This window comes from Phenylobacterium sp. LjRoot225, assembly GCF_964252855.1.
Taxonomy (GTDB): domain Bacteria; phylum Pseudomonadota; class Alphaproteobacteria; order Caulobacterales; family Caulobacteraceae; genus Phenylobacterium.
On the sequence record NZ_CAXUPL020000004.1, the window covers coordinates 135,058 to 159,155 of the forward strand.

25 protein-coding genes are annotated in these 24,098 nt (G+C 70.6%); 8 read left to right on the forward strand and 17 right to left on the reverse strand.

What is annotated here, in order from left to right; genetic code table 11:
* Nucleotides 1–34 precede the first annotated feature (34 nt).
* The 5 genes from ACSQ2B_RS20630 to ACSQ2B_RS20650 all read left to right on the forward strand — a co-directional run bounded on the left by ACSQ2B_RS20630 (nucleotide 35) and on the right by ACSQ2B_RS20650 (nucleotide 5,061).
* Complete coding sequence (locus ACSQ2B_RS20630; protein WP_436052830.1) at nucleotides 35–1,447, forward strand: ATP-binding protein; 1,413 nt, start codon at nucleotides 35–37, stop codon at nucleotides 1,445–1,447.
* Nucleotides 1,448–1,503: 56 nt separating this feature from the next.
* Nucleotides 1,504–2,196 carry a phosphate signaling complex protein PhoU gene (gene phoU, locus ACSQ2B_RS20635; protein ID WP_436052832.1) on the forward strand — a complete coding sequence of 231 codons (693 nt, stop codon included), beginning with the start codon at nucleotides 1,504–1,506 and terminating at the stop codon, nucleotides 2,194–2,196.
* Nucleotides 2,197–2,212: 16 nt separating this feature from the next.
* Nucleotides 2,213–2,905: a phosphate regulon transcriptional regulator PhoB gene (phoB, locus tag ACSQ2B_RS20640; protein WP_436052834.1), complete on the forward strand. Its 693-nt coding sequence runs from the start codon at nucleotides 2,213–2,215 to the stop codon at nucleotides 2,903–2,905.
* A gap of 215 nt (nucleotides 2,906–3,120) precedes the next feature.
* Entirely contained in the window at nucleotides 3,121–4,392 is a 1,272-nt protein-coding gene (gene purD / locus ACSQ2B_RS20645) for a phosphoribosylamine--glycine ligase (RefSeq protein ID WP_436052836.1), read from the forward strand.
* 171 nt (nucleotides 4,393–4,563) lie between these two features.
* Complete coding sequence (locus tag ACSQ2B_RS20650) at nucleotides 4,564–5,061, forward strand: helix-turn-helix domain-containing protein (protein ID WP_436052838.1); 498 nt, start codon at nucleotides 4,564–4,566, stop codon at nucleotides 5,059–5,061.
* Here the strand turns inward: ACSQ2B_RS20650 and lpxK are convergent.
* The 5 genes from lpxK to ACSQ2B_RS20675 are packed head-to-tail and all read right to left on the reverse strand — an operon-like array spanning nucleotide 5,042 to nucleotide 10,872.
* Nucleotides 5,042–6,055: a tetraacyldisaccharide 4'-kinase gene (gene lpxK, locus ACSQ2B_RS20655; RefSeq protein ID WP_436052840.1), complete on the reverse strand. Its 1,014-nt coding sequence runs from the start codon at nucleotides 6,053–6,055 to the stop codon at nucleotides 5,042–5,044. The genes ACSQ2B_RS20650 and lpxK overlap by 20 nt on opposite strands.
* The gene (locus ACSQ2B_RS20660; RefSeq protein ID WP_436052842.1) at nucleotides 6,052–7,335 is read right to left on the reverse strand and encodes a 3-deoxy-D-manno-octulosonic acid transferase; all 1,284 of its coding nucleotides are present in this window, start codon (nucleotides 7,333–7,335) and stop codon (nucleotides 6,052–6,054) included. The genes lpxK and ACSQ2B_RS20660 overlap by 4 nt, the downstream gene beginning before the upstream one ends.
* Before the next feature lie 11 nt (nucleotides 7,336–7,346).
* The gene (locus ACSQ2B_RS20665) at nucleotides 7,347–8,372 is read right to left on the reverse strand and encodes a cation diffusion facilitator family transporter (protein ID WP_436052844.1); all 1,026 of its coding nucleotides are present in this window, start codon (nucleotides 8,370–8,372) and stop codon (nucleotides 7,347–7,349) included.
* A gap of 11 nt (nucleotides 8,373–8,383) precedes the next feature.
* Nucleotides 8,384–9,109, reverse strand: a complete 726-nt coding sequence (locus tag ACSQ2B_RS20670; RefSeq protein WP_436052846.1) for a lysophospholipid acyltransferase family protein — start codon at nucleotides 9,107–9,109, stop codon at nucleotides 8,384–8,386.
* Nucleotides 9,106–10,872, reverse strand: a complete 1,767-nt coding sequence (locus ACSQ2B_RS20675; protein WP_436052848.1) for an ABC transporter ATP-binding protein — start codon at nucleotides 10,870–10,872, stop codon at nucleotides 9,106–9,108. Before ACSQ2B_RS20675 ends, ACSQ2B_RS20670 begins: the two co-directional genes overlap by 4 nt.
* A gap of 100 nt (nucleotides 10,873–10,972) precedes the next feature.
* On the opposite strand from ACSQ2B_RS20675, the gene ACSQ2B_RS20680 reads away from it, so the two are divergent.
* Together ACSQ2B_RS20680 and ACSQ2B_RS20685 are read left to right on the forward strand one after the other, a co-directional pair.
* Complete coding sequence (locus ACSQ2B_RS20680) at nucleotides 10,973–11,656, forward strand: fused DSP-PTPase phosphatase/NAD kinase-like protein (RefSeq protein WP_436052850.1); 684 nt, start codon at nucleotides 10,973–10,975, stop codon at nucleotides 11,654–11,656.
* A 53-nt stretch (nucleotides 11,657–11,709) separates the two neighbouring features.
* Entirely contained in the window at nucleotides 11,710–11,925 is a 216-nt protein-coding gene (locus ACSQ2B_RS20685) for a hypothetical protein (protein WP_436052851.1), read from the forward strand.
* 35 nt (nucleotides 11,926–11,960) lie between these two features.
* Here ACSQ2B_RS20685 and ACSQ2B_RS20690 read toward each other — a convergent pair whose 3' ends face one another.
* The 12 genes from ACSQ2B_RS20690 to ubiA all read right to left on the reverse strand — a co-directional run bounded on the left by ACSQ2B_RS20690 (nucleotide 11,961) and on the right by ubiA (nucleotide 21,978).
* Nucleotides 11,961–12,209, reverse strand: a complete 249-nt coding sequence (locus ACSQ2B_RS20690; protein ID WP_436052852.1) for a DUF4170 domain-containing protein — start codon at nucleotides 12,207–12,209, stop codon at nucleotides 11,961–11,963.
* Between the two features lie 32 nt (nucleotides 12,210–12,241).
* The gene (locus tag ACSQ2B_RS20695) at nucleotides 12,242–13,033 is read right to left on the reverse strand and encodes a 3'(2'),5'-bisphosphate nucleotidase CysQ (protein WP_436052854.1); all 792 of its coding nucleotides are present in this window, start codon (nucleotides 13,031–13,033) and stop codon (nucleotides 12,242–12,244) included.
* Nucleotides 13,030–14,361, reverse strand: a complete 1,332-nt coding sequence (locus tag ACSQ2B_RS20700; RefSeq protein ID WP_436052856.1) for a TldD/PmbA family protein — start codon at nucleotides 14,359–14,361, stop codon at nucleotides 13,030–13,032. Before ACSQ2B_RS20700 ends, ACSQ2B_RS20695 begins: the two co-directional genes overlap by 4 nt.
* Nucleotides 14,362–14,498: 137 nt before the next feature.
* On the reverse strand, nucleotides 14,499–15,143 hold the full coding sequence (locus ACSQ2B_RS20705; protein WP_436052858.1) for a hypothetical protein: 645 nt from the start codon (nucleotides 15,141–15,143) through the stop codon (nucleotides 14,499–14,501).
* Nucleotides 15,144–15,392: 249 nt separating this feature from the next.
* Nucleotides 15,393–15,794, reverse strand: a complete 402-nt coding sequence (locus ACSQ2B_RS20710; protein ID WP_436052860.1) for an MAPEG family protein — start codon at nucleotides 15,792–15,794, stop codon at nucleotides 15,393–15,395.
* Nucleotides 15,795–15,841: 47 nt separating this feature from the next.
* On the reverse strand, nucleotides 15,842–17,368 hold the full coding sequence (locus tag ACSQ2B_RS20715) for a UbiD family decarboxylase (protein WP_436052862.1): 1,527 nt from the start codon (nucleotides 17,366–17,368) through the stop codon (nucleotides 15,842–15,844).
* A 49-nt stretch (nucleotides 17,369–17,417) separates the two neighbouring features.
* Nucleotides 17,418–18,542 carry a glycosyltransferase gene (locus ACSQ2B_RS20720; RefSeq protein WP_436052864.1) on the reverse strand — a complete coding sequence of 375 codons (1,125 nt, stop codon included), beginning with the start codon at nucleotides 18,540–18,542 and terminating at the stop codon, nucleotides 17,418–17,420.
* Nucleotides 18,539–19,348 (reverse strand): hypothetical protein, encoded by an 810-nt coding sequence (locus ACSQ2B_RS20725; RefSeq protein ID WP_436052866.1) that lies wholly within the window; start codon nucleotides 19,346–19,348, stop codon nucleotides 18,539–18,541. Before ACSQ2B_RS20725 ends, ACSQ2B_RS20720 begins: the two co-directional genes overlap by 4 nt.
* Before the next feature lie 78 nt (nucleotides 19,349–19,426).
* Nucleotides 19,427–19,771, reverse strand: coding sequence for an MmcQ/YjbR family DNA-binding protein (locus tag ACSQ2B_RS20730; RefSeq protein WP_436052867.1), 345 nt, complete (start codon nucleotides 19,769–19,771; stop codon nucleotides 19,427–19,429).
* A gap of 28 nt (nucleotides 19,772–19,799) precedes the next feature.
* Nucleotides 19,800–20,141: a VOC family protein gene (locus ACSQ2B_RS20735; RefSeq protein ID WP_436052869.1), complete on the reverse strand. Its 342-nt coding sequence runs from the start codon at nucleotides 20,139–20,141 to the stop codon at nucleotides 19,800–19,802.
* A gap of 72 nt (nucleotides 20,142–20,213) precedes the next feature.
* On the reverse strand, nucleotides 20,214–20,876 hold the full coding sequence (locus tag ACSQ2B_RS20740) for a class I SAM-dependent methyltransferase (protein ID WP_436052871.1): 663 nt from the start codon (nucleotides 20,874–20,876) through the stop codon (nucleotides 20,214–20,216).
* A 178-nt stretch (nucleotides 20,877–21,054) separates the two neighbouring features.
* The gene (ubiA, locus tag ACSQ2B_RS20745; RefSeq protein ID WP_436052872.1) at nucleotides 21,055–21,978 is read right to left on the reverse strand and encodes a 4-hydroxybenzoate octaprenyltransferase; all 924 of its coding nucleotides are present in this window, start codon (nucleotides 21,976–21,978) and stop codon (nucleotides 21,055–21,057) included.
* 323 nt (nucleotides 21,979–22,301) lie between these two features.
* On the opposite strand from ubiA, the gene ACSQ2B_RS20750 reads away from it, so the two are divergent.
* Nucleotides 22,302–24,092: an ABC transporter ATP-binding protein gene (locus ACSQ2B_RS20750; RefSeq protein WP_436052874.1), complete on the forward strand. Its 1,791-nt coding sequence runs from the start codon at nucleotides 22,302–22,304 to the stop codon at nucleotides 24,090–24,092.
* Nucleotides 24,093–24,098 lie beyond the last annotated feature (6 nt).

Genomic DNA, 24,098 nt, shown 5'->3' on the forward strand with positions numbered 1-24,098 from the left:
AGGATGTTGGAGAGTTCGCCGTCTGGAGATTCGATTGCCCGCGTCGCCGCCCGAAGACACTCGCGCCGCCCAGTCGTCACCCTGGCCGATCATGGCCGCCGGCGCCGCGGGCGTGGTGGCGATCGCGGCGATCGCCGTGACCCAACAGATCGGGCCCCCGGCGGCCCTGGCGGCGGCGGGCGTGGTGACCGTGGTGACCGCCCTGTGCGTCCTCGCCGCCGACCGCTCCGGCGAGGCGCGCTATCGCGCGCTGATGCGCAGCGCGGCGATCCGGGCCGGGGAGCCGCCGCCCTTCGCCAGTCTCGTCAACGCCCTGCCGGATCCGATCCTGGTGATCTCGGCGACGGAGCCTGAGGACCTCACCAGCCGGCGCTACGTCTTCGCCAACACCGCCGCGCGCGACCTTTTGAGGATCGAACGGGACGAGGGGTTGCTGGTGAACGCCATCCGCGACCCGGACGTGCTCGACGCGGTCGATCGGGCGCTGTTCACCGGCCACGACGCCGAGTGCGTCCATGAGGCCGGCGGCGCCCAGACCCGGACGCTGCGCGTCCACGCCCGCCCCCTGGCCGAGGCGCTCGACGGCCGCCGGATGGCGGTGCTGATGTTCCGCGACGAGACCGAGATGCGGCAGGTGGAGCGGACCCGGGCCGATTTCCTGGCCAACGCCAGCCACGAGCTGCGGACGCCGCTGGCCTCGCTTGCCGGCTTCATCGAGACCCTGCGCGGCCACGCCAAGGACGACCCCGTGGCGCGGGATCGCTTCCTCTCCATCATGCAGGCCCAGGCCGGGCGGATGTCGCGGCTGGTCGACGACCTGATGTCGTTGTCGCGCATCGAACTCGGCGAGCATATCGCCCCGGCCGACCAGGTGGATCTCGCCGCCTGCGTCAGCGACGTGCTGGACGCGTCCGCCCCCATCGCCGAACGGCGCGGGGTCAAGCTGAAGATCAAGCTGCCGCGCAAGGGCGCAGCCAGGGCGCCGGGCGATCGCGACCAGATCCTGCAGGTGATTCAGAACCTGGTCGACAACGCGGTGAAATACTCGCCCGACGGCGGGGTGGTGGAGGTGGCGCTGCAGGCCGGCCTCTCGCCGGAGGCCGCCAGCGCCCCCTACCGTCCGGGCGCCGCGCGCCTGTCGCTGCTGGCTCCGGATGTGCTGGGTTCCGCCTATGCGGCGCTCAGGGTCAGCGACCGCGGCCCGGGCATGCCGCGCGAACATCTGCCGAGGCTCACCGAGCGCTTCTACCGCGTCGAGGGCCAGAAGAGCGGCGAGCGCGCCGGCTCCGGCCTGGGGCTGGCGATCGTCAAGCACATCGTCAACCGCCACCGCGGCGGCCTGACGGTGGAGAGCGCGGTTGGCGAAGGCACGACCTTCACGGTCTACCTGCCGATGCGGAGCGCCCGCGTGACGCCGACTGCCGTTGCCGTCGCGAAAGTGTCATGACGTTGTTGCATACGCCTGACGCGCCAGGGGCTTAAGGCGCTGGAGATCGTCCCACCATGACCGAGCACACCGTCAAGTCCTTCGAAGAAGAGCTGAACACGCTCTCGGCGGAGTGCGCCCGCATGGGAGGGCTTACAGAGTCCCAGGTGGCCGACGCCATCACCGCGGTCGTCAAGCGCAACCAGGAGCTCGCCGGCGCGGTTGTCGGCCGCGACGACCGCCTGGATATCGCCGAGCGCGACATCGAGCGCCGGGCGATCAAGCTCATCGCCTTGCGCCAGCCGCTGGCCGACGACCTTCGCCGCACCGTCGCGGCGATGAAGATCGCCAACAACCTCGAGCGCTGCGGCGACCTCGCCAAGAACATCGCCAAGCGGACCCTGGTGATCATCGAATCCGATCCGATGACGCCGCTGACCCGTTCGATCGACCGGATGGGCAAGCTGGTGGTCCAGCGTTTGACGGCCGTGCTCGACGCCTACGCCCGCTCGGACCTGGAGCGCGCGCTGGCGGTCTGGTCCCAGGACGAGGACGTGGACGAGCACTACAACAGCCTGTTCCGCGAGCTCTTGACCTACATGATGGGCGACCCGCGCACGATCACCGCCTGCGCCCACCTGCTGTTCGTCGCCAAGAACCTCGAGCGGATCGGCGATCACGCCACCAACATCGCCGAGATCATCCACTACCAGATCACTGGCGACGAGATGATCGCGCCGCGCCCGAAGACCGACGCGTTCACCGCCTGACCGGAGCTTGAACGCCTTGCGGCCGACCATCCTGATCGTCGAGGACGAGGACGCGCTCGCGACTCTCCTCCAGTACAACCTCGAGAAGGAAGGCTACGCCGTCATCGTGGCCGAGGACGGCGACGAGGCCATGGTCTCGGTCGACGAGAAACTGCCCGACCTGATCGTGCTGGACTGGATGCTGCCGAAGGTTTCCGGCATCGAGGTCTGCCGCCGGCTGCGCCAGCGCCCCGAGACGCGCAACGTGCCGATCATCATGCTCACCGCCCGCGGGGAGGAGAGCGACCGCATCCGCGGGCTGGACACCGGGGCCGACGACTATGTGGTCAAGCCGGTCTCGATGAGCGAGCTGGCCGCCCGCGTCCGCGCCGTGCTGCGCCGGCTGCGGCCGGGGCTGGCGGAGGACGAGGTCCGCTGCGGCGACATCATCATCGACCGGGTCGGCCATCGGGTGAAGCGCGCCGGCAAAGAGGTGCATCTGGGGCCCACCGAGTTCCGCCTGCTCGACTATCTGATGCGCCATCCGGGCCGCGTCCTGTCGCGCGAGCAGCTGCTCGACGCGGTCTGGGGCTCGGACGTCTATGTCGAGGCGCGCACCGTCGACGTGCACATCGGCCGCCTGCGCAAGGCGCTGAACCTGCCGCAGACCGAAGATCCAATCCGCACGGTGCGTGCGGCGGGCTACTCGCTGGACGTGGCGCGGCAGTAGGTCTTCCTGGGCAGCGCGGGTTCGTGTCGACGCCGAACGCCCCCTCAGTCGCTTCGCGACAGCTCCCCCGCTATGCGGTGGAGCATCTTCGGCCCAGATCCTCCACCGCGTAGCGGGGGAGGTGGCTCGCGCAGCGAGACGGAGGGGGCGTTTGCAGCGCGCCTGACGCCCTCACGCCTTGACCCCGCCAGCCCAGCGCGCCAAAGCCCGGCGTCATGAACATCCTTCTCGTCGGCTCCGGCGGCCGTGAGCACGCCCTGGCCTGGAAGATCGCCCAGTCGCCGCTTCTCACGCGCCTGGTGGTCGCGCCCGGCAATCCCGGCGTCGCCGCGCTTTGCGAGACCCGCAGCGTCGCTGCGACCGACGTCGACGGCCTCCTGGCCCTGGCCCGCGAGATCGCTGCGGACCTGGTGGTGATCGGTCCGGAGGTGGCGGTGGCCGCGGGGCTGGGCGACGCGCTGCAGGCGGTGCAGATCCCCTGTTTCGGCCCGACCGCCCAGGCCGGCCAGCTGGAATCCTCCAAGGCCTTCACCAAGGCCTTCACCGACCGCTACGGCCTGCCGACCGCGGCCTATGCGGTCTGTGAGGACGCCGCCGCCGCACGTGCGGCGCTCGACCGTTTCGAGCCGCCCTATGTGGTCAAGGCCGACGGCCTGGCCGCCGGCAAGGGCGTGGTGATCGCGCCCACCCGCGGCGAGGCGGAGGCGGCCATCGACGACGCCCTTGGCGGGCGTTTCGGCGCCGCCGGCGCGCGCGTGGTCATCGAGGAGTTCCTCGAGGGCGAGATCGGCTCGTTGTTCGCTCTGTGCGACGGCGAGACCTCGATGCTGTTCGGCTGGGCCCAGGACCACAAGCGCGCCTTCGACGGCGAGCAGGGCCCGAACACCGGCGGCATGGGGACCTATTCGCCGGCCCCGGTCTTCACGCCGGAACTGGTCGAACAGATCCGCACCCGCCTTGTCGAGCCGGCCTTCGCCGGGATCGCCCAGGACGGCGCGCCCTATCGCGGGGTGCTGTTCGTCGAGCTGATGGCGACCCCGCACGGACCGAAGCTGGTGGAGTTCAACGTCCGCTTCGGCGATCCCGAATGCCAGGTGCTGATGCTGCGCCTGGAGAGCGACCTCGTGCCCTATCTCATGGCCTGCGCGACCGGGACGCTGAAGGACATGGCCCAGCCGGTCTGGCGCGACGAGGCGGCGGCCTGCGTCGTCGTCGCCGCCCACGGCTATCCCGAGACGCCCCGGTCGGGCGGTGAAATCCGCGGCCTGGAACAGGACTTCGGATCCGACGTGGTGGTCTTCCACGCGGGAACGACGCGCGATGCGGCGGGCGTGCTGCGGGCCTCCGGCGGGCGTGTGCTGAACGTCTGCGCCAAGGGCGCGGACCTCAAGGCGGCGCTGGCGCAGGCCTATGGCGCGATCGAGGCGATCGACTTCCCCGACGGCTTCTTCCGCCGCGATATCGGCTGGCGAGCGCTCGCGCGCTGACCTGGATTGGGCCGCCTGCTCACTCAAAACGGGTAATGGTCCCCCAAAACGGGTAAGGCCAAGCTTCAATGTGGCGAAAAAGTGTCGCTCTTCTCAACCTGAAGGCGTTGCAGGCGAGCCATCTGGCTCGCCTGCTCATGCGCCTTCACGTTGGGGTTGGAGCATCCGCAGATGAATACGGTTTCTCGCCGCGGGAACGAGGTCGCCGACCAAGACGCGGTCCCTGACGGCGGACCGCATCCGGTGGACCGTCACGTGGGGTTGCGCATTCGCATGCGCCGCAAAGAGCTCGGCATCAGCCAGGAGAAGCTGGCCGACGCCCTGGGGCTGACCTTTCAGCAGGTCCAGAAGTATGAGCGCGCCGCCAATCGGGTGAGCGCCTCCAAGCTCTACGAGATCGCTCGCGCGCTGAACGCCAGCGTCGGCTACTTCTACGAGGGGCTCGCGACGGTCGAGGAGATCGACCCGCCCGCCGCGCCGAATCTCGAGGCCCACGCCTTCCTGCTCACGCCGGAAGGCGCCGAGCTCGCGGCCATCTTCCCGAAGCTCGGCCGCAGCCGCGTCCGCCGCAAGGTGATCGAACTGGTGCGCGCGATCGTCGGCGCCGAGGAGAGCGAGCCGGCGGCCGACGCGGTCCGCGCCCGCGTCCTCACCTACGAGGCTCACTAGACGCCAGCAGGTCCTCCAGGGCTTCCGGAGTCTCGAACACCGCCCGGACCGGCCAGGCCGCGACCCGTTCGCGCCAGGCCGGCGGCAGCCGCACCCAGTCCTTCTCGGTGGTGACGAGGCCGGCCGCGAACGGCTCGGCCCGCGCCGCCAGCGCCCGCAAGGTGGCCTCGTCATAGGCGAAGTGGTCGGGGAAAGGCGCGAAGTCGGCCAGGTCGCAGCCGGCGGCGATGAGGGCGCGCTCCACCTTCCAGGGCTTGCCGACGCCGGCGAAGCCGACCTGCGGACCCGACGGCGGCGGTTCGGCCGCCTCCAGCCGGGCGACCAGCAGGGGCCTGGCGGCGAGCATCGCGGCCAGCTCCGCATCCACCGCCGCAAGATCCGAGGGCAGCAGGACGATGCTGGCGTCCGCCCGCGCCAGGCCGGCGGCCAGCGGTTCGCGCATCGGCCCGGCGGGAAAGACCCGGCCGTCGCCGAACGGCCATTCCCCTTCGCGGGTCTCGCCGTCGACCACCACCAGCGACAGCGCCTTCTCCAGCGAAGGATTCTGGTGCCCGTCGTCCATGACGATCACCTGGGCGCCCGCCGCGGCCGCGGCGCGGGCGCCGGCGGCGCGGTCGCGCGCGACCCAGACCGGAAAGTCCCGGGCCAGCATCAGCGGCTCGTCCCCAACCTCGGAGCCGGTATGGCGCTTCGGCTCCACGCGCACCGGACCTTCCAGCCGGCCGCCATAGCCGCGCGAGAGCAGGTGGACCTCGACGCCGCGGGCGGCCAGGCGCTCGGCGAGCGCGCGGACGATCGGCGTCTTGCCGACCCCGCCCACGGTCAGGTTGCCGACGCAGATGACCGGCACGCCGGGATCGGCCGGCGCGGTCCTGGCGATGCGCCGCGCGGTGACCGCCGCCCAGATCCAGGAGACCGGGGTCAGCAGGGCGCGCGTCACCGGCCTGGCCCGGCGATCGCGGCTGTACCACCAGCGCGGCGTCGACAGCCTCACGGCGCCACCAGGCCTTCGATCAGCGGCAGGGCCTCGTCGAGCGCCGCGCTTTGCCGCTCGGCGTAGTCGAGCGCCGCCTCGCCGATGCGCCGGGCGACCGCAGGATAGTCGAGCAGGCCGCGGATGTGTCGCGCCAGCGCCTCGGGCCCGCCGGCCTGGATGACGGCCGCCTCGGCCAGCATCTCGGCGTAGAGCTCCTGGGCGTTGGCGACGTGCGGTCCGGTGACGAGCGCCGCCCCGACCCGGGCGGCCTCCAGCGGATTGTGGCCGCCCACCCCGTTTACGAAGCTGCCCCCCATCACCACCGCGTCGGCCAGGCGCAGCCAGAGACCCATCTCGCCCAGGGTGTCGGCGACATAGGCCGTCGTCCGCGGCTCGAGCGGTTCGCCCTGGCTGCGGCGGGCGGCGAAAAGGCCGAGCTCGGCGAGGTCCTCGGCCGCCGCGGCCCCGCGTTCGGGATGCCGCGGGGCGACGACGAGCAGGGCGTCGGGTCGCTCCGTGGTCGCCGCGCGGAAGGCTTCGGCGATCAGCCGCTCCTCGCCTGGATGGGTGCTGGCGGCGAGCACCACTGGACGGCCGGAGATCTGCGCCGACAGCTTCGCAAGCTCCTCGGCGTCGAACGGCGGGGCGGCGCCGGTGCGCTTGAGGTTGAGCCGCGGGCCGATGCGGGGGGCGCCGAGGCTCGCGAGCCGTTCGGCGGTGGCGGCGTCCTGCGGCAGGATCAGGTCGAAGGCGTTCAGCAGGGCCCGCGCGGAGGCCGGGGCGCGGGCCCAGCCGGCGGCGCTGGCGGCGGTGATGCGGGCCGAGACCAGGCCCAGCCGGACGCCGCGCGCGCGGGCGGCCAGGATCAGGTTCGGCCAGAGCTCGCTCTCCACCAGCAGGCCTGCGTCCGGCCGCCAGTGGTCGAGGAAGCGGCGCACGGCGCCGGGCGCATCCACCGGCGCGAACTGGTGGATGACGCCGGGCGGCAGGCGTTTGGCCATCAGCTCGGCCGACGTGACGGTGCCAGAGGTGACCAGCAGGGAGAGGTCCGTCTGTCGGGACAAGGCCTCGACCAGGGGCAGGAGGGAGAGGCTTTCGCCGACGCTGACGCCGTGCAGCCAGACCAGGCGGCCGGCCGGGCGCGGGCGTCCGGCGCGTCCGAGCCGTTCGCCGAGCCGCTCAGGCGTCTCCTTGCCGGCGCGGGCCCGGGCGGCCAGGAGGCGGGGGGCGAGCGGTTCGAGAAGGTGCGCCGCCGCGCCGTAGAGCGCCAGCGGCAGGGGCCGGGCGGCTCGCGTCACGCCGCCTCGGCTCACACCACTTCCGCAGGCGCCAGGCGGCAGACGCCCGTCGGATCCCGCTCCACCTGCACCGTGGCGTGGCCGATGTTGAAACGCTTGGAGAGGCCCTCGCAGGTCTGGTGCAGGAAGGCGTCGCCGTCCTCCTCCGACCCCGCGCTCCCAGGGCGGATCAGGTGGACGGTGAGCGCCGTCTCGGTGGTGCTCAGGGCCCAGATGTGCAGGTCGTGGACCTCGACTACGCCAGGGCGGGCGGCCAGCCAGTCGCGCACCTTGGCGACGTCGATGTCCTTGGGGACGGCGTCGAGCGACAGGTCGATCGACTCCCTCAGGAGCCCCCAGGTGGCGAACAGGATGAAGGCGGCGATGGCCAGGCCCAGCGCCGGGTCGACCCAGGTCAGGCCGGTGCGGGCGATCACCAGGGCGCCGATCACCACCGCCAGCGAGACCGCGGCGTCGCCGGCCATGTGCAGGAAGGCCCCGCGCACGTTCAGGTCGCTGTGGCTGCCGCGGAAGAAGAGCAGGGCGGTGGCCGTGTTGATCACCACGCCCAGCCCGGCGGTCAGCATGACGACGCCGGTCTGGATCGAGGCGGGCTCCGCCAGCCGGTGGATGGACTCCGAGATGATTGCGCCGACCGCCACCATCAGCAGGACGGCGTTGGCGAGGGAGGCCAGGATGGTGGTCTTGCGCAGGCCATAGGTGCGCCGCGCGGTCGGCGCGCGCTTGGCCAGCGTCGCGGCCCCCCAGGCCAGGATCAGCGCCAGCACGTCGGACAGGTTGTGGCCGGCGTCGGCCAGCAGGGCCAGCGAGCCGGTCCAGACGCCCGCGCCCACCTCCGCCGCCACGAACAGGCTGTTCAGGACGATGCCGATGGCGAAGGCCCGGCCCATGTTTTCCGGAGCGACGTGATGATGGTGGTGGTGGTGGCCATGGCGGTGGCCGCCGTGTTCGTGCGCATGATCCGGATCGTGATGATCATGCTCGTGGTGATCATGGTGGTGACCGTGATCATGCGGATGCGGATGGACGTGCGCCATGGGCCTATGTCTCACCCCGCCGCGCGGGGATCAACCGAAGCGCGGCCGACCAGGGCCTCGGCGCGCCGGGTCGCCGCAGAAAGGCGGGCGGACCAGGCCTCGACCAGGGCTGCGATCCCGGCCTCGTCGGCCTCGGCCGGCACGTACAGTGGTCCGTCCCAGACCACCGCGCCGCGGCCGAAGGGGGCGGCGAACATCACCCTGTCCCAGGTGCTCTCCAGCTGCAGGGCGGGATTGGCGGCGATGCCCATCAGGAACACCGGCTGGCCGGAGCGCCGGGCGATCTGCAGGGCGCCGGGCGCGATCACCTCGTTGGGGCCGCGCGGGCCGTCGGGGGTGACCACCAGGGCGCCGCCGTCGCCGACCCAGGTCACCGCCTCGCGGATGGCGGCCACCGCCTGGCGCGCCTTGGCCGCGTCGCCCTTCTTGGCCGTCGAGACCCGGATCGCCGGAAAGCCGGACATGGCTAGGGCCTTGGCGATGAATTCGCCGTCGGCCGAGGGCGAGACGAAGGCGCGCGTGCGCTTGCGCCACCACTGGGGCGCGGTGGCGAGGCAGAGCGGAATCCGGCCGTGCCAGAAGAGGGCGATGGCCCCGGCCTCGCCGGCCAGCACCGGCTCGACGCAGGCCTGGTTCTCGTGGCGCCAGCGGACCGTGCGCAGGACGATCCGCAGATAGGCCCCGAGCAGCCAGCCCAGGGAGGCCTGGACGCCGTCGCTGCGCAGCAAACCCTTCAAACCGCCTCCAGATCCTGGGTGCGGGCGAGCCGGGCGTAGAGGCCGCCGGCCCGGACCAGGCTGTCGTGGTCGCCGGTCTCGACGACCCGGCCCTTGTCGATGACGTAGATGCGGTCGGCGCCGCGGACGGTGGAGAGCCGGTGGGCGATCAAGAGGGTGGTGCGGCCGGCCATCAGCCGCTTCAGCGCCGCCTGCACCTGGGCCTCGCTCTCGGTGTCGAGCGCGCTGGTCGCCTCGTCGAGCAGCAGGATGGGGGCGTCCTTCAGGAAGGCGCGGGCGATGGCGATCCGTTGGCGCTGGCCGCCGGAGAGCCGGGCGCCGGCCTCGCCGACGCCGGTCTCGTAGCCGGCCGGCAGGCTGGTGATGAACTCATGCGCCGCCGCGGCCCGGGCGGCGGCCTCGATGTCGGCGCGGCTGGCGTCGGGTCGGGCGTAGGCGATGTTGGCGCGGATGGTGTCGTCGAACAGGAAGGGCTCCTGGGTGACCAGCGCGATCTGCCGGCGCAGCGAGCTCAGGGTCACCTCGCGCACGTCGTGGCCGTCGAGCCGCACCCTGCCTTCGGTGGCGTCGTAGAAGCGCGGGATCAGGTTGAGCAGGGTGGTCTTGCCGCCGCCCGAGGGGCCGACGAGGGCCACGGTCTCGCCGCGGCGCACCTGCAGGGTGACATCGCGCAGCGCCGCCGGCCCCTCGGTCCCGTAGGCGAAGCCGACGTGCTCGAAGGTGATCTCGCCCTCGGCGCGGTCGAGCGGCTTGGCGCCCGCGGCGTCGCCGATCTCCGGCTCGACGTCGAGGGCGGCGAACAGCCGGCGCGCCGCCGACATGCCCTCGGCGAACACCGTCTGCAGGTTGGCGAGCTGGCGCAGCGACTGCGACCCCATGGCCAGGGCGCCGATGAAGGAGACGAAGGCGCCGGCGCTCATGCCGCCGTGCTGCGAGCGCCAACCGGCGTAGGCAAAGACGACCGCGGTGATCAGGGTCATCAGGAGCTCGGTCGCGGGCGCGGCGCGGGCGCGAGCGTTGGCGCCCTTGACCAGATGCTTCTCGCGCCGGCGCACCACCTCGGCGACGCGGGCCTCCTCGAAGGCCTCGCGGTTCTCGATTTTCACCACGCGGACCCCGTCGAGGCTTTCCATGATCGCCGTCGAGAGCGCCGAGGTCTCGACCATGGCGCCTTTGGCGGCCTTGGTGGTCTGTTTGGCGAAGCGCCGCATGATGGCGCTCGCCGCCGGGGCCGCGACCAGCAGGACCAGGGACAGGATCCAGTCGTTGTAGACCATCACCACCACCGCGCCGGCGGTGGTGAGGAAGTGCTGGGTGTAGTTGATGACGCCGGAGGTCGCCGCCTCGCGGATCAGGCCGGCGTCGTACAGCACCGACGAGACGAAGGCGCCGGAGTGCTGGGTGCGCAGATGGGCGAGGTCGGCGCGGACCAGCTTGCCGAACAGCTGCAGCTGGATGTCGCCCACCAGCCCGTTGCCGATGCGGTTGACCAAGGTCGCCTGGGTCACCTGGGCGATTGTCCGGCAGAGCGCCAGGACGGCGAGGGTGACCGGCAGGATGACGATGGCGCGCGGAACATGGTGGACCAGCAGCTGGTCGGTCGCGGGCCGCAGGAGCTGCACCAGCCAGGCGGAGGTGAGGGCGACGCAGATCGCCGCCAGCATGGCCCCGCTCCAGCCCTTCCAGCGCGGCGCCAGGTAGACCCGGGCCACCCGCGCGATCAGGGCGCGGGCGGAAAGCTCGGGCGGGGCGGGCTCGCTCATGGGCCTGGGGTCGTCCGTTGCGGGCCGTAAGTCAAGTCAGGGGGCGTTCGGCGCCGGCGGGCCGCTTCCTTAAAGCCTCCCGACCCCCTAGTTAGGCGCGATGAGCTCCGAGCCCGCCCGCAATGGATTCGACCTGTCCACCCCTGCCGGACGGACGAAGGCCTATCTGGACTATCTCTGGAAGGACCACGCCTACCTGCGCCTGGGCTTCCAGAACGCCCACTGGATCTCCGACGAGCTGGTGCGCACCAACCAGCCCTGGCCGCACCAGCTGGCCGCCTGGAAGGCGCGCGGGGTCAAGACCATCATCAACCTGCGGGGTGGGTTCGACGCCAGCTTCCACGCCCTGGAGAAGGACGCCTGCGAGCGCCACGGGCTGACGATGGTCGATTTCACCATCACCTCGCGCGAGGTGCCGAGCCGCGAGCGCGTGCTGGGCGCCAAGCGACTATTCGAGACCATCGCCTACCCGGCGCTGATGCACTGCAAGTCCGGCGCGGACCGGGCCGGCATCATGAGCGTCTTCTACATGCACTTCCGCGGGGGCCGGACGATCCGCGAGTCTCTGGAGCAGCTGCACCTGCGCTACCTGCATGTGAAGCAGGGCAAGACCGGCGTGCTGGACTACACCTTCGAGCGCTACCTGGCCGAGGGCGAGGTCGCCGGCATGTCCTTCCTCGAGTGGGTGCAGAGCCCGATGTACGACCCGGCGGGCATGAAGGCCCAGTTCCGCACCGAGATGTGGGGCCGGCTGCTGACCGAAGGCCTGCTCAGGCGGGAATGACATGAGCAGTGTCGGGCGCCCGACGGACGTTGGTTAGCCGGATATGCGAATCCTTGTCCGTGAGCGGCGTCGCCTATGACATCCCTGAGCAATACTACACCCTCCTGGGCGTTCGCCCCGACGGTGTGGCCTCGGTCGTCGACCTGGTGGCGGCGGGGGACCTGATGACGGCGCGCAACCGCGCGACGGCCCTGTTGCGCGAACACCAGAGCTGCACGGTCGTCGAGGTCTGGCGCGACGGCGCCCTGGTCGATCAGCTGTCGCGCTGACGCCGTAGCGCCGCCTCAGCCCAAAAACCCCGGGCTCAGTGCTTGTGATCGCCTTCGCCGTCGAGCTCCGGGTCGAGCAGGCGGTGGGCGTGGATGATGAAGTAGCGCATCAGCGCGTTGTCCACCGTGGCCTGGGCCTTGGCCCGCCAGGCGAGCAGGGCAGGCTCGTAACCGGAATAGGCGCCCACCAGATCGACCTTCGACGGGTCCTTGAACTCCGGCGCCCCCTGCAGAGATTTCAACTCGCCGCCAATCACCAGGTGCAGGAGCTGTTTATCGGCCATGGGGTCGCCTTCGTATGGGTGAGGGTTCGTATTCAGAGCGCGATATGCCGGACGCGGTCCAGGATCAATGGGGCGAGCGCGGGTGCGGCGCAAACCAGACTTGGCTGCATCGGTACGGTCTGGTTGTAGGCGAAACTCCGGCCGGTGTGGTCGCCGACAAATCCGCCGGCCTCCGTGGCGATCAGATCGGCGGCGGCGAGGTCCCAGTCGTACTTCGCCGCGAAGGTGACCGTGGCGTCGGCCGCCCCGGACGCCACCAGGCACAGGCGGTAGGCGGTCGAGTTGCGCCGGGCGATGCGCATGTCCGGCCAGGGCGTCGGCCAGTCCTCGTGCCGGAACATCGCCGGGTGGGCGATCATGCCGCACCCCTCGATCGCGCCGGCGGCGCTCGCATGGATCGGCTGGCCGTTCAGGGTCGCGCCTTCGCCGATCGCAGCGGCGTAGGCCTCGTCGAGCTGCGGGGCGATCACGGCGCCGGCGATCGGCCGACCGTCCTCGACCACGGCGACGCAGACTGTCCAGAAGGGCTCGCCGGCCAGGAAGGCGCGGGTGCCGTCGATCGGATCGACGACAAAGACCCGTCTTGCCGACAGACGGGCGGGATTGTCCGCCGTCTCTTCCGACAGCCAGCCGTAGTCCGGCCGGGCTTGCCGCAGCATCGTCTTCAGGAGGTCGTCGGCGGCGAGATCGGCGTTGGTCACCGGCGAGTCGCCGGGCTTGAACTCGGTGATGAGACCCCGGTCGCGCAGGGTCGAGGCGAGCTGGCCCGCCTCGCGGGCCGCCTCGACGATCAGGGTGAGGTCTTGGCTGAGGCCCAGCGTCAACGCCCCGCGATCGCGAGGTTGTCGATCAGCAACGACGGCGCGTTCGAGGCGCCGCGGATCTCCAGGTCGGCGCCCGGGACGACCCGGCCGTAGATGTCGATCAGATTGCCGGCCACGGTGATCTCGGTCACCGGATAGGCGATCTCGCCGTTCTCGAACCAGAAGCCCGAGCAGCCCACCGACCAGTCGCCGGTGTTGCCGTTCAGCGAGGGGCCGAACATCGAGGTGACCAGCAGGCCGGTTCCGGCGTCGCGCATCAGGGCCGCCTGGTCCCGGTCGCCGGGCTGGAAGGTCAGGTTCGACGGCGAGACCCCGGGCGGACCCGCCAGACCGCGCGAGGCGTGGCCGGTGGTCTTGAGGCCCAGCTGGCGCGCCGAGGAGGTGTTCAAGAGCCAGGTGGTCAGCACGCCGTCCTCGATGATGGAGGTTCGGCTATTGGCGACGCCCTCGTCGTCGAACGGGCTGGAGCCCAGGCCGCGAAGGCGGTGCGGATCGTCGTTGATGTTGATCCCCTTGGCGAAGATCTGCTGGCCGAGCCTGTCCTTCAGAAAGGAGGTCCCGCGGGCGATCGAGGGGCCGGAGATGGCGCCGATCAACGGACCCATCAGCGAGGCGGCGAGCCGGTTCTCGAAGATCACCGGCGCGGTGGTCGAGGCGATCTTGCGCGCCCCGAGCCGGCCGACGGCCCGGCGGCCCGCTTCCGCGCCGATCGATTCCGGCGAGGGCAGGTCGCCTTCCCAGCGCGTGGAGCGGCCGTCGTAGCCGCTTTCCATGCCGTTCTCGTCGCCGGCGATCGCCGAGGCGCCGAGCGAGAAGCCCGAGGCGCGGTGGACGCCGGTAAAGCCGCCGCTGGTGACCATCTTCCATTCCGACGCCGCCCAGGAGCCCGAGCCCCCGTCGGAGTTCGTCACTCGCGGGACCGCGCGGGCGGCGGCCTCGGCGGTGCGGGCGCGCGCCTCCAGCGCCTCGGCGGTGGGCTCGGCGGGGTCGAAGAGGTCGAGGTCGGGCAGGGGCCCGCGGGCCAGCCGGTCGCTGTCGGCCAGGCCAGCATAGGGATCCTCCGGCGCGAGCCGCGCCATGGCGACCACGCGTTCGATCAGCTTGGCGCGGGCTTCGGGGCTGATGTCGGAGCCGGAGACGCTCGCCTGCCGACGGCCGACGAAGACGCGCAGGCCGAGGTCGCGCGACTCTTCGCGCTCGACCTCCTCCAGCTCGCCCAGCCGGACGCTGATGGAAAGCGCACGGCGCTCGGCGCTGACGGCTTCGGCCGCGTCGGCGCCGGCCTTCAGGGCGGCGGCGACGACGTCTTGCAGCAGGTTTTCGTCCATGCACCGGATATGGCGGACCCGGGCCGCTCCGGCAAGTTAAGGCGGGCAAGTTCCAGGGTCGCAGGCCCTGGCTTCCGCGCCTTTCGGCCAAGCGAGCGCAGCCGTCGAAGCACGGCCGCGCTCACGGCCCGCTCTGGCTAGGGTTGGGTCACCTTGGTCGTCGTGGTGACCTGGCCCGAAGGGGCGGCCACCGGATTTGTCGCGCGCCGTGTCACATGGGTCCGCGTAGAACGACGAGCGCTGCCCGGCTGCTGGGTGGTGACGGTCGTCTCGACCTGCGTCGGCGGCGTCTGTGCAGCGACGGCGGCGTTGCGCGCGGCCGCCGCGTCAGCCGCCGAAGTCGCCGCGGATTGCTGGGCGGCCGCGGCTCGTGAGTTGGCTTCCGCGGCCTGTTGCTGCGCAGTCGCGGCCTGATCTTGGGCCGCGGCGACGCCTTCCCTCTGGTTCTCCTGCGCGGCGGCGACGGAGGCGTCCTTATGCTGCTGCAACTCGCCGATCGCGGTGTCGGCCAGGGCCGAAGCGCGGATGGCGGCTGCGATGGATGGCGACTTGTGGCCAGCCGCAAGATTTTCCTTGGCGGTCGCCAGGGCCGCCCGGGCTTCAGCCGTCTCGCGCGGCGCCTCGGTGCTGGCGCCGATGGATTCGGCGGTGTGGATCTTGGCCTCCGCGGCGGCGATGGCTTCGCGAGCGCGATCGCCCTTGCCAGCATGGGCCGGAGTTGTGAGGGCCAAAGCCATGGCGCTCGAAGCGAGGATCGATGTGAAGAGCGTCTTTCGGATCATGGTCTCTCTCCTGTAGGCGTCGTGGTGCAACGGTCGACCATGAGAAACGTTGCGAGACCAAATAAATATATGGAGAGATATGGCCTTCAATATGTGAAGCGAAGACGGGCAGTAAGTCTCGTCATACGTAATCGGAATCGACGAGAACCACGCCGATATCTCGGACATTGGTGGGGTCTTGATGGGAATGTTTATTGCCGGCGTCGCGGCGAGCTCGGCTGGACCGCCCTCAGCCTTGGCTTCCCGCGCCTACGGAACCGCGTAGACCAGCAGGATCACCGCCGTCGTCAGATAGACCAGCCAGGTCGTGATCACGCCCACGGTCCGTGGCAGAGACGCGCCGCCGCTGCGCGACAGGCCGACGGCGTGGGCGATACGGCCGAGGGTGAAGGCGAGCCCAAGCAGGTGGACCAGGCCGGCCGGCGCGTTCAGCAGCGCCAGCAGACCCAGGCCGAGCAGGGCGGCGGGGATATATTCGCTGGCGTTGCCGAAGGCGCGGACCGCCCGCTCCAGGTCCGGGTTCCCGGCATGGCCCAAGCCGATCCGGCGCGTGCGGCGGATCCGCACGACCCGCACCGACAGCACCAGCATCAGGATCAGGTTGAGGCCGGCCCAGAGGGCGGCGGCGTGGGCGGCGGGAGGAACGGTCATGGCGCGCAGACCTAGCACAGCTGTGGCGGAGCCGCCGAAACGCCCCCTCAATCCACCTCTTTCCCGTCGCCGGGCAGGCCAAGGCTCGCCCATTTGCGGGTCACCTCGGCGACCACGGCCTTGTCCATGCCGAGCTTCTCGCCCCACTCGCGCCGGGTCTCCGGCGGCCATTTGTTGGTGGCGTCGAGGCCGATCTTCGAGCCCAGGCCGCTCTCGGGCGAGGCGAAGTCGAGGTAGTCGATGGGGGTGTGCTCGACGAGGGTGATGTCGCGCGCCGGGTCCATGCGGGTGGAGAGCGCCCACATGACGTCCTTCCAGTCGCGGGCGTTGATGTCGTCGTCCACGACGATCACCCACTTGGTGTACATGAACTGGCGAAGGTAGCTCCAGACGCCCATCATCACGCGCTTGGCGTGGCCGGGGTAGGCCTTCTTCATCGACACCACGGCGATGCGGTAGCTGCAGCCCTCGGGCGGCAGCCAGAAGTCGACGATCTCCGGGAACTGCTGGCGGATCAGGGGCACGAACACCTCGTTCAACGCCTCGCCGAGCACGCTGGGCTCGTCCGGCGGCCGGCCGGTGAAGGTGGTCAGGTAGATCGGGTCCTTGCGCATGGTCACCGCGGTGACCTGGAAAACCGGGAAGCGCTCGACGGAATTGTAGTAGCCGGTGTGGTCGCCGTAGGGGCCTTCGTCGGCGTATTCGTCCAGGAGGACGTGGCCCTCCAGCACGATCTCGGCGTTGGCCGGGACCATCAGCGGCACGGTCTTGGCCGGAACCAGCTCGACCTTGGCCCCGCGCATCAGGCCGGCGAACTGGTACTCCGACAGGGTCTCCGGGACCGGGGTCACCGCCGCCAGTATGGTGCCGGGGTCCGCGCCGATGACGGCGCAGGCGGGCAGCGGCTCCGGCTTGCCGGCCGCCTTCCAACGGCGGTGGTGCTGGGCGCCGCCGCGGTGCGCCAGCCAGCGCATGATGGTGCGATCCTTGCCCAGAACCTGCATGCGGTAGATGCCGAGGTTGTAATCATCCTCGCGGTCGGTGGACGGGCCCTTGGTGACCACCAGCGGCCAGGTGATCAGGGGCGCAGGCTCGCCCGGCCAGCAGGTCTGGACCGGCAGTTTGGTGAGGTCGATCTGGTCGCCCTTCATCACCACCTGCTGCACGGGGGCGCGCTTCACGATCTGCGGCCGCATCGACATGACGGTCTTGGCGAGCGGCAGCATCTCCATGGCGTCCTTGAAGCCGCGGGGCGGCTCCGGGGCGCGCAGGAAGGCCAGCAGTTCGCCGACCTCGCGCAGGTCGGCGGCGGTCGAGCGGGCGCGGCCCTCCAGGGTCACCCCCATGGCCACCCGCTTGACCGTGCCGAACAGGTTGACCAGGGCCGGCATGGGCGAAATCTCGCCGTCGGCGCGGATCGGCCTCTCGAACAGGACGGCTGGGCCGCCGGTCGCCAGGAGGCGGCGCTGGATCTCGGTCATTTCAAGAACCGTGGAGACGGGCTCGGAAACCCGCACCAGCTCGCCGGCCTTCTCGAGCGTCGTCAGGAATTCCCGCAGCGATCGGTACGCCATCACCCCTCCGCAAAACTGGCGCGGAAGCTAGGGCGGGAGGCGGGTCCTGTCACGCCTGCAGCCGAAGCGCTTCGGCGCGGGCCTCCGCGAGCTCGCGCTCCAGCTGCTCGATCCTGGCCGCCATGACGGCGCGTTCGTGCATCCAGGGCCAGCGGCCGTCGGCGCGGGTCCGGGGCAGGGCGCCGCGGAGGAACTTCTGGGTCCCCGCACGCACCTCGTCGGGCCCGGGCCGGGGCGCTGCGATGGCCTCACGGTAGATCGCCTCGAGTCTGTCGAGCATCGGGCCGTGGCTGGCTTGCCGCCGGGCGGCGAAGGCGACCTGCGCCGACTCGTTGGCGTCATACCGGTCGATCGCCTGGCCAAGCGCCTCGACGCTGACGGGGCGGCTCAGCGAGCGCAGTCCGAAATTCAACCGCCGCAGGTCGGCGAAATTGGCCGTGGTGACGAGATCGGCCAGGCCGCGCGAGTCGCAGACGATGACGGCGCATCCGGCGCAGAGCGCTTCCAGCGCCATGCGCGCGGTGGCGAACACCAGATCGTAGCGGATCAACTCCCGTTCCGGATCCAGGACGAGGCGGTCTGCGCCCGCGCCCAGCAGGTCGAGCTCCAGGCCGCGACGTCGGCAGGCCTCCTGCAGGTATGGAATCTGAGCCTTGAACTTGGTGAAGGCGAGCGCGCGTCCGGGCTTTGGCGACAGCGGGTCGCGCCGCGGAATCCGGGCGAGATCGACGGTGTTGTACAGGGTCTCCACACGGTCCGCCGCGATCCCCTCCATCTGCAACAGGCGGTCGCGCACCGTGTCGTCGACCGCCAGATAGCGATGGATCTGGGGGAACGGGGCCGGGGCCTCGCGCCAGTGCTGCCAGCCGTGACAGTACTGGATCGCGGGCGTCTGCGGGAAGTGAAGCAGCGCTTCGGCGGTCGGGATGAAGTGCTGCCCATGGATGACCTCGGGCGCCTCGGTGATCGTCGAAAGATCCTCGGTGACGGCGACGCCCAGCTGGAAGAGGGCGCGCGCCGGGTCGCCCAGATGCGGCGCGTAGACCGTCGGCCGATGGCCGCGCCGCAGGAGGCCGAGCGCCACGTCCCGGATGACCGACTCCGTGCCCCCCGGCTGGTCCATCCAGGCATTGGTCAGAAGCACCCGAAGCCCGCCGGCTGGAGGCCCGCTCATGCCGCCACCGCCTGATCTCGGAGCATGGCGATGAGCTCGGCTGCGATGGGCGCCGCGTGTCTCCATCGCAGCACCGAATCATAGAGGCCGGCCTGCACGCGCATTTCTCCGAACTGCTCGTAGATCGGCGTCTCGCCGGGGCGGGGCAGAAGCTCCGGCATGGGTCGGGGGAGGTGCAGGGACTCGGTCGCGATGAACGCCGGCCCGCCGACCGCCAGCACCTCCGCCACGTCCTGCGCGATGGCGGGAAACACGGCCGCCAGCTCCTGCTTCCGCCGCACTTCGCCGTCGTCGAGCCTTCGGATCTCGTGCGTCTCGCCCATCGACCTCAGGGCGAGGCTGGGCGGCGTCACGGCGTAGTCGAAGCAGGCCACCCGGCGTCCGAGCCGCTCGCTGGCGAGGGCGACGGCGGCGCGTGTCACGAGGTGCCAGATGTCGTGCGTCACGTTGTAGAGCTGCCAGGCGTCGGTCACGACCGCGTCCAGGCGCTGGTCCACAATGTGATCGGCGAGCTGGCGCGCGAGGTTGGAGAACCTGCGAGTCTCGCCGGCCATGATCCAGGCGTAGACGTCTCGGTCCAGGCATTGGCCGAACAGCTGCCCAGGACGGGCCCCGAGGGTTTCCAGAAGCCGGCGGCTCGCGTCCACACGGGCGCGGTCGACGCCGTGACGAGAGCCGCTGGTGAGAATGAAGACGGTCGGGCGCCGCTGCTCGATCCAGCGCGTCAGCCTCAGCTCATGTCCGGGATGGGCGACAGCCAAGCCGACGCGAGCCGTCGTCGCGAGTCGGTTTGTCGATAGGCTCATCTTTCCCCCTGCCCGCAGCCAGCCTGATGCACCTGAGGCGCCGACTGAATGCAAGCGAAACCACGGAAGAATCGCGCCCTACGACTGGTGGCCGTCCCAGTTATTGACCAGCTTCTTCGGCGCGATCTTGCGCCAGCGCCGCTCCAGGAAACTTCGCAGCGAGCCTGCATCGAGGCTTTCGATGCGCGCCAGGACCATCGGGTAGTTCCGGTAGTGGTCAGTGAAGTGGAAGGTCGCGGGCTCGGCCTCGATCAGCATCTCCCGCTCGTCGAACCCGACCTCCTGCAGGACGACGCTGGCGTCCTCGTCGCGCAGCCGGGTGAAGAACTTGCCGCCGACCTTGTAGGCGGGATGGCCGTAACTGGTCCCCACCTCCACGCCGGGGAAGCCCATGACGATGACGTACATCTCGTCTGCGGTCATCGCGAACTCCGCCCAGCGTGCAGCCGCCTCAGGTCTCCGACCAGACCCCCATCTCGTTGCCGCTGGGGTCGCGGAAGTGGAAGCGGCGGCCGCCGGGGAAGTCGTAGGGGCCGCGGATGATCTCGCCGCCGGCGGCGCGGACCTTGTCCGCCATCGCCTCCAGGTCGTCGGCGTAGAGGATGACCAGGGGCATGGGCGCGCGGTCCGCGGCGTGGCCGTTGAAGCCGCCGTCCAGCCCCTCGTCGAAGGCGGCGTAGTCGGGGCCGTAGTCGGTGAAGGCCCAGCCGAAGGCCTGCTCGTAGAATCGCTTGGTGGCGACCATGTCGCCGCCCGGAAGCTCCACGTAATCGATCCGGCCGTCCTCGCCCATGGCGCGCTCCTGTAGCTATGTTCTGTTAATGTTCTAGTTTGGCGTCGGGCGGATGTGAAGCGCGATTTTGAGCTACGGCATCGCCCAGACCGCCGTCTTCTTGACCTCCATGTCCTCCAGCTCGCGCGTGGTCGGGACCTGGTATTCGGCGAGTTTCGTCAACCCCTCGCGCGGGAAGTAGCTGCGGCCGGGGTCGCCGATCAGCACGGTCGCGCCGGCGGCCCGGGCGACGGCGAGCCAGGCCAGAACGCGCTCGGCCAACGGTTTCTCATAGCAGATGTCGCCGGCCAGGATGATCTCCGCCCAGGCGGGCGGGGGCTGGTCCAGCAGGTTCTGGTCGGTGAAGTCGACGCAGACCCTGTTCGCCGCAGCGTTCATCTCCACCGCGGCTTCGCAATAGAGGTCGATGTCGGCGGCCAGCACGCGCGCGGCGCCGGCCTTCATGGCCGCGATGGCGACGATCCCTGACCCGGTGGCGAAGTCGACCACCCGCTTGCCCGCGACGACCTGCGGATGGTCGAGGAGGTAGCGCGCCAGGGCCTGGCCGCCGGCCCAGGCGAAGGCCCAGAAGGGGGGCGGCAGGCCCATCTCCTCCAGCGCCTCCTCGGTCAGCCGCCAGATCGGGGTGATCTCGTCGGCCAGGCAAAGCTCGAGCTCGGGAGTGTGCGGCGGGCGTTGCGGCCGGGTGTTCGCCAGCACGAAGTCGCGGCGGCCTTGCGGCGTGGGCTCGATCATGGGGCGTCCCTTCGCCCGTCCTCTCTCCTCTGTCATCCCGGAATGCGCGGAGCGCATGTCCGGGATCCATGAACACAGAGGTCAGTGTCCCTGCGCGGTAATCGCGGCGGACAATTTTCTCGCGCCGTGTTCATGGGTCCCGGTCTTTCGCTTGCGCGAAAACCGGGATGACAGCGGTTTAGAACCGGATCGCCCCGGCCGCGAAGGCGACGAACAGGACCACGCCGGCCCAGGTGTTGGCCTTGAACAGCGCCAGGGCTCCGGCCGGGTCGCTCACCCGGACGCGCCTCGCCTGCAGCATCAGCTGGACCGCGTAGAGGGCGAAGACGGGCACGAAGAGGAAGCCCAGGCCCGCCCAGAGACAGGCGGCGAAGGCCAGCGCCAGCGAGACGCCGTAGAAGCCGGCGATGGCCCGGGGCGCGGCCGCGCCCAGCCTGCGGGCGGAGGACTTCACGCCGGCGAGGGCGTCATCCTCCAGGTCCTGGATGGCGTAGATGGTGTCGTAGCCCAGGGTCCAGAACAGGCCCGAGGCGTAGAGCAGGATCGCCGGCCCATCGAGCCGGCCGGTCGCGGCGGCGAAGCCCAGTAGCGCCCCCCAGTTGAAGGTCAGGCCCAGCCAGGCCTGGGGCCACCAGGTGATCCGCTTCATGAAGGGATAGGCGGCGACCAGCGCCAGCGAGCCCACGCCCAGGCCGATCGCCAGCGGTCCCATGGTCAGCAGGATGAGCAGCGAGGCCAGGCAGCAGCCGGAGACGAAGGCCCAGGCCTGTTTGACCCGGATCTGTCCGGACGGAATCGGCCGGCCGGCGGTGCGGGCCACCTGGGCGTCGATGTCGCGATCGACGATGTCGTTGTAGGCGCAGCCCGCCGCCCGCATCAGCGCCGCGCCAAGGAAGAACTCCAGCAGCAGCAGCGGGCTGGGCGGACGATTGGACATGGCGCCGGCAAGCGCGATCGCCTGCCAGCCGGGCAGCATCAAGAGCCAGATCCCGGTTGGCCGGTCGAAGCGTCCCAGCTTCAGCCAGGGCCTGAGCGGCGCCGGCGCGCGCCGGTCGACCCAGTTGGTCGGGGCGGCGTCGGGCAGCGGGGCGGACTGGCTCATGGGCGCGGGATTAGCAGATGGCGGCCGGCGTCGCGACTGGCGGCCGTGGCGGAACGGGCCAAACTGTCGGGCGAGACATTGACCCTCGCGGAGGGTGATCCTACCTTGGCGTTGCAACTTTGGGCCGAAGGAGGCGAAGCATGATTGCGATCAGCACTGCGCGCTTCGGCATGAGCGGCGCGACGGCCTTCCTGGCCGGATAGGGCGTCACCCGCCCGGACGAAGCCAAGCTGAGCTTCGTCACGCCGCCATGATTTCCCCCACAGTCGCCGCCTGCAGACGCGGGCGCCTCACGACGGTCTCGCCCCGTCCACGAGCCATTCATGACCGACAATTACGAGGATGACGCCCCGGCCGAGCGCCGGCGCGTCCTGACCAACCGACAGGTGCTGGGCTTCATCGCCAGCCATTGGCTGCAGCGTCCCTGGCTGCTGACCGCGACGCTGAGCCTGATGCTCGTCGCGATCGCCTTCGATCTGACCGTACCGTGGGCCGCGGGGCGGCTGGTCGACGCGGTCGCCGGCGGTCCGGCCCAGCTGAAGCCGGCGTGGGAGGCCTGGGGCCTGTTCGTCGGCGCCTACCTGCTGTTCTCCGTGCTGCGGAACCTCGCCATGCGGTTCTGGAACCCGCTGGCCGCGGCCAACATGAAGACCATCGTCGACGACAGCTTTCGCAAGGTGCAGGCCTTCTCGTCCGACTGGCACGCCGACACCTTCGCCGGCGCCACGGTGCGGCGGCTGACGCGCGCCATGTGGGGCTACGACACCGTTTCGGACGCCGCCCTCATCTTTCTGGGACCGGCGCTCGTCGTGCTGTCGGGGATCTGCCTGATGATCGGTCTGCGCTGGCCGCTGGTCGGCCTGTTCGCCGCGGCGATGGTGGCGCTCTACATCGCCTCGAACGTCATCCTGACCGAGAAGTACGCCCGTCCCGCCAACCTGAAGTCTGTCGCGCTCGACTCGCGCATCGGCGGCGCGGTCGCCGATGCGATCAGCTCGAACGCGGTGGTGAAGAGCTTCGGCGCCGAGACCCGGGAGGAGTCGCGCCTGGCCGAGGTGACCGAGCTCTGGCGCCGTGCGGCCCTGCGCAACTGGGGCCGCTTCATGGACCTCTGGCTGCTGCACAACCTGCTGCTCGTCGTCCTGCAGGCGGGGCTCACCGGACTGCTGCTGCGCCTCTGGTCCAAGGGCGAGGCGAGCGCCGGGGACGTGGCCTTCGTGATCACCGCCTTCATGCTGATGACCAGCTACCTGCGGAACCTGGGCGAGAACATCCGCACGTCGCAGCGCGGCCTGGACGACGTTGAGGACGTCGCCCGCTACGCGACCGTCGATCCGCAGGTGATGGACGCCCCGGGCGCGCCGGCGTTCCGGCCTGAACGGGGCGAGATCGTCTTCGATCGCGTGGTCTTCCGCTACAAGTCCGCCGAGCGGCCGCTCTATGACGACTTCAGCCTGCGCGTCGCGCCGGGCGAACGGGTGGCGCTGGTCGGCCCCACCGGGTCGGGCAAGTCCACCTTCGTGAAGCTGATCCAGCGGCTCTACGACGTGGAGGGCGGGCGGATCCGGATCGACGGTCAGGACATCGCCGGCGTCGCCCAGGGATCGCTTCGGCGGGCCATCGCCGTGGTGCCGCAGGATCCGGCGCTGTTCCACCGGACGCTGGCCGAGAACATCGCCTACGCCCGTCCGGACGCCGACGAGGAGGCGGTGATCCTCGCCGCCAGGCGGGCGCGGGCGCACGACTTCATCAGCCGGCTGCCGCGGGGCTACCAGACCCTGGTCGGCGAGCGCGGGGTGAAGCTGTCGGGCGGCGAGCGCCAGCGGGTGGCGATCGCCCGCGCCTTCCTAGCCGACGCGCCGATCCTCGTGCTCGACGAGGCGACGTCCTCGCTGGACGTCGAGACCGAACGGCAGGTGCAGGCGGCGATGGAAGAGCTGATGGACGGCCGCACGACCGTGGTCATCGCGCACCGGCTCTCGACGATCCGCAGCGCGGACCGCATCCTCGTCTTCGAGAACGGCCGCATTGTCGAGGAGGGGCGCCACGCCGAACTGGTCGAGGGCGGCGGGACCTATGCGCGGCTGCACGCCGTGACGGAGGGGGCGAGCTAGCGGCGG

Bases quoted from the DNA above. Each gene is read 5' to 3' on its own strand.
- phoU (WP_436052832.1), top strand. From the start codon at position 1,504: ATGACCGAGCACACCGTCAAGTCCTTCGAAGAAGAGCTGAACACGCTC.
- purD (WP_436052836.1), top strand. From the start codon at position 3,121: ATGAACATCCTTCTCGTCGGCTCCGGCGGCCGTGAGCACGCCCTGGCC.
- ACSQ2B_RS20650 (WP_436052838.1), top strand. From the start codon at position 4,564: ATGAATACGGTTTCTCGCCGCGGGAACGAGGTCGCCGACCAAGACGCG.
- ACSQ2B_RS20665 (WP_436052844.1), bottom strand. From the start codon at position 8,372: ATGGCGCACGTCCATCCGCATCCGCATGATCACGGTCACCACCATGAT.
- ACSQ2B_RS20675 (WP_436052848.1), bottom strand. From the start codon at position 10,872: ATGAGCGAGCCCGCCCCGCCCGAGCTTTCCGCCCGCGCCCTGATCGCG.
- ACSQ2B_RS20680 (WP_436052850.1), top strand. From the start codon at position 10,973: ATGAGCTCCGAGCCCGCCCGCAATGGATTCGACCTGTCCACCCCTGCC.
- ACSQ2B_RS20690 (WP_436052852.1), bottom strand. From the start codon at position 12,209: ATGGCCGATAAACAGCTCCTGCACCTGGTGATTGGCGGCGAGTTGAAA.
- ACSQ2B_RS20700 (WP_436052856.1), bottom strand. From the start codon at position 14,361: ATGGACGAAAACCTGCTGCAAGACGTCGTCGCCGCCGCCCTGAAGGCC.
- ACSQ2B_RS20705 (WP_436052858.1), bottom strand. From the start codon at position 15,143: ATGATCCGAAAGACGCTCTTCACATCGATCCTCGCTTCGAGCGCCATG.
- ACSQ2B_RS20710 (WP_436052860.1), bottom strand. From the start codon at position 15,794: ATGACCGTTCCTCCCGCCGCCCACGCCGCCGCCCTCTGGGCCGGCCTC.
- ACSQ2B_RS20715 (WP_436052862.1), bottom strand. From the start codon at position 17,368: ATGGCGTACCGATCGCTGCGGGAATTCCTGACGACGCTCGAGAAGGCC.
- ACSQ2B_RS20720 (WP_436052864.1), bottom strand. From the start codon at position 18,542: ATGAGCGGGCCTCCAGCCGGCGGGCTTCGGGTGCTTCTGACCAATGCC.
- ACSQ2B_RS20725 (WP_436052866.1), bottom strand. From the start codon at position 19,348: ATGAGCCTATCGACAAACCGACTCGCGACGACGGCTCGCGTCGGCTTG.
- ACSQ2B_RS20730 (WP_436052867.1), bottom strand. From the start codon at position 19,771: ATGACCGCAGACGAGATGTACGTCATCGTCATGGGCTTCCCCGGCGTG.
- ACSQ2B_RS20735 (WP_436052869.1), bottom strand. From the start codon at position 20,141: ATGGGCGAGGACGGCCGGATCGATTACGTGGAGCTTCCGGGCGGCGAC.
- ACSQ2B_RS20740 (WP_436052871.1), bottom strand. From the start codon at position 20,876: ATGATCGAGCCCACGCCGCAAGGCCGCCGCGACTTCGTGCTGGCGAAC.
- ubiA (WP_436052872.1), bottom strand. From the start codon at position 21,978: ATGAGCCAGTCCGCCCCGCTGCCCGACGCCGCCCCGACCAACTGGGTC.
- ACSQ2B_RS20750 (WP_436052874.1), top strand. From the start codon at position 22,302: ATGACCGACAATTACGAGGATGACGCCCCGGCCGAGCGCCGGCGCGTC.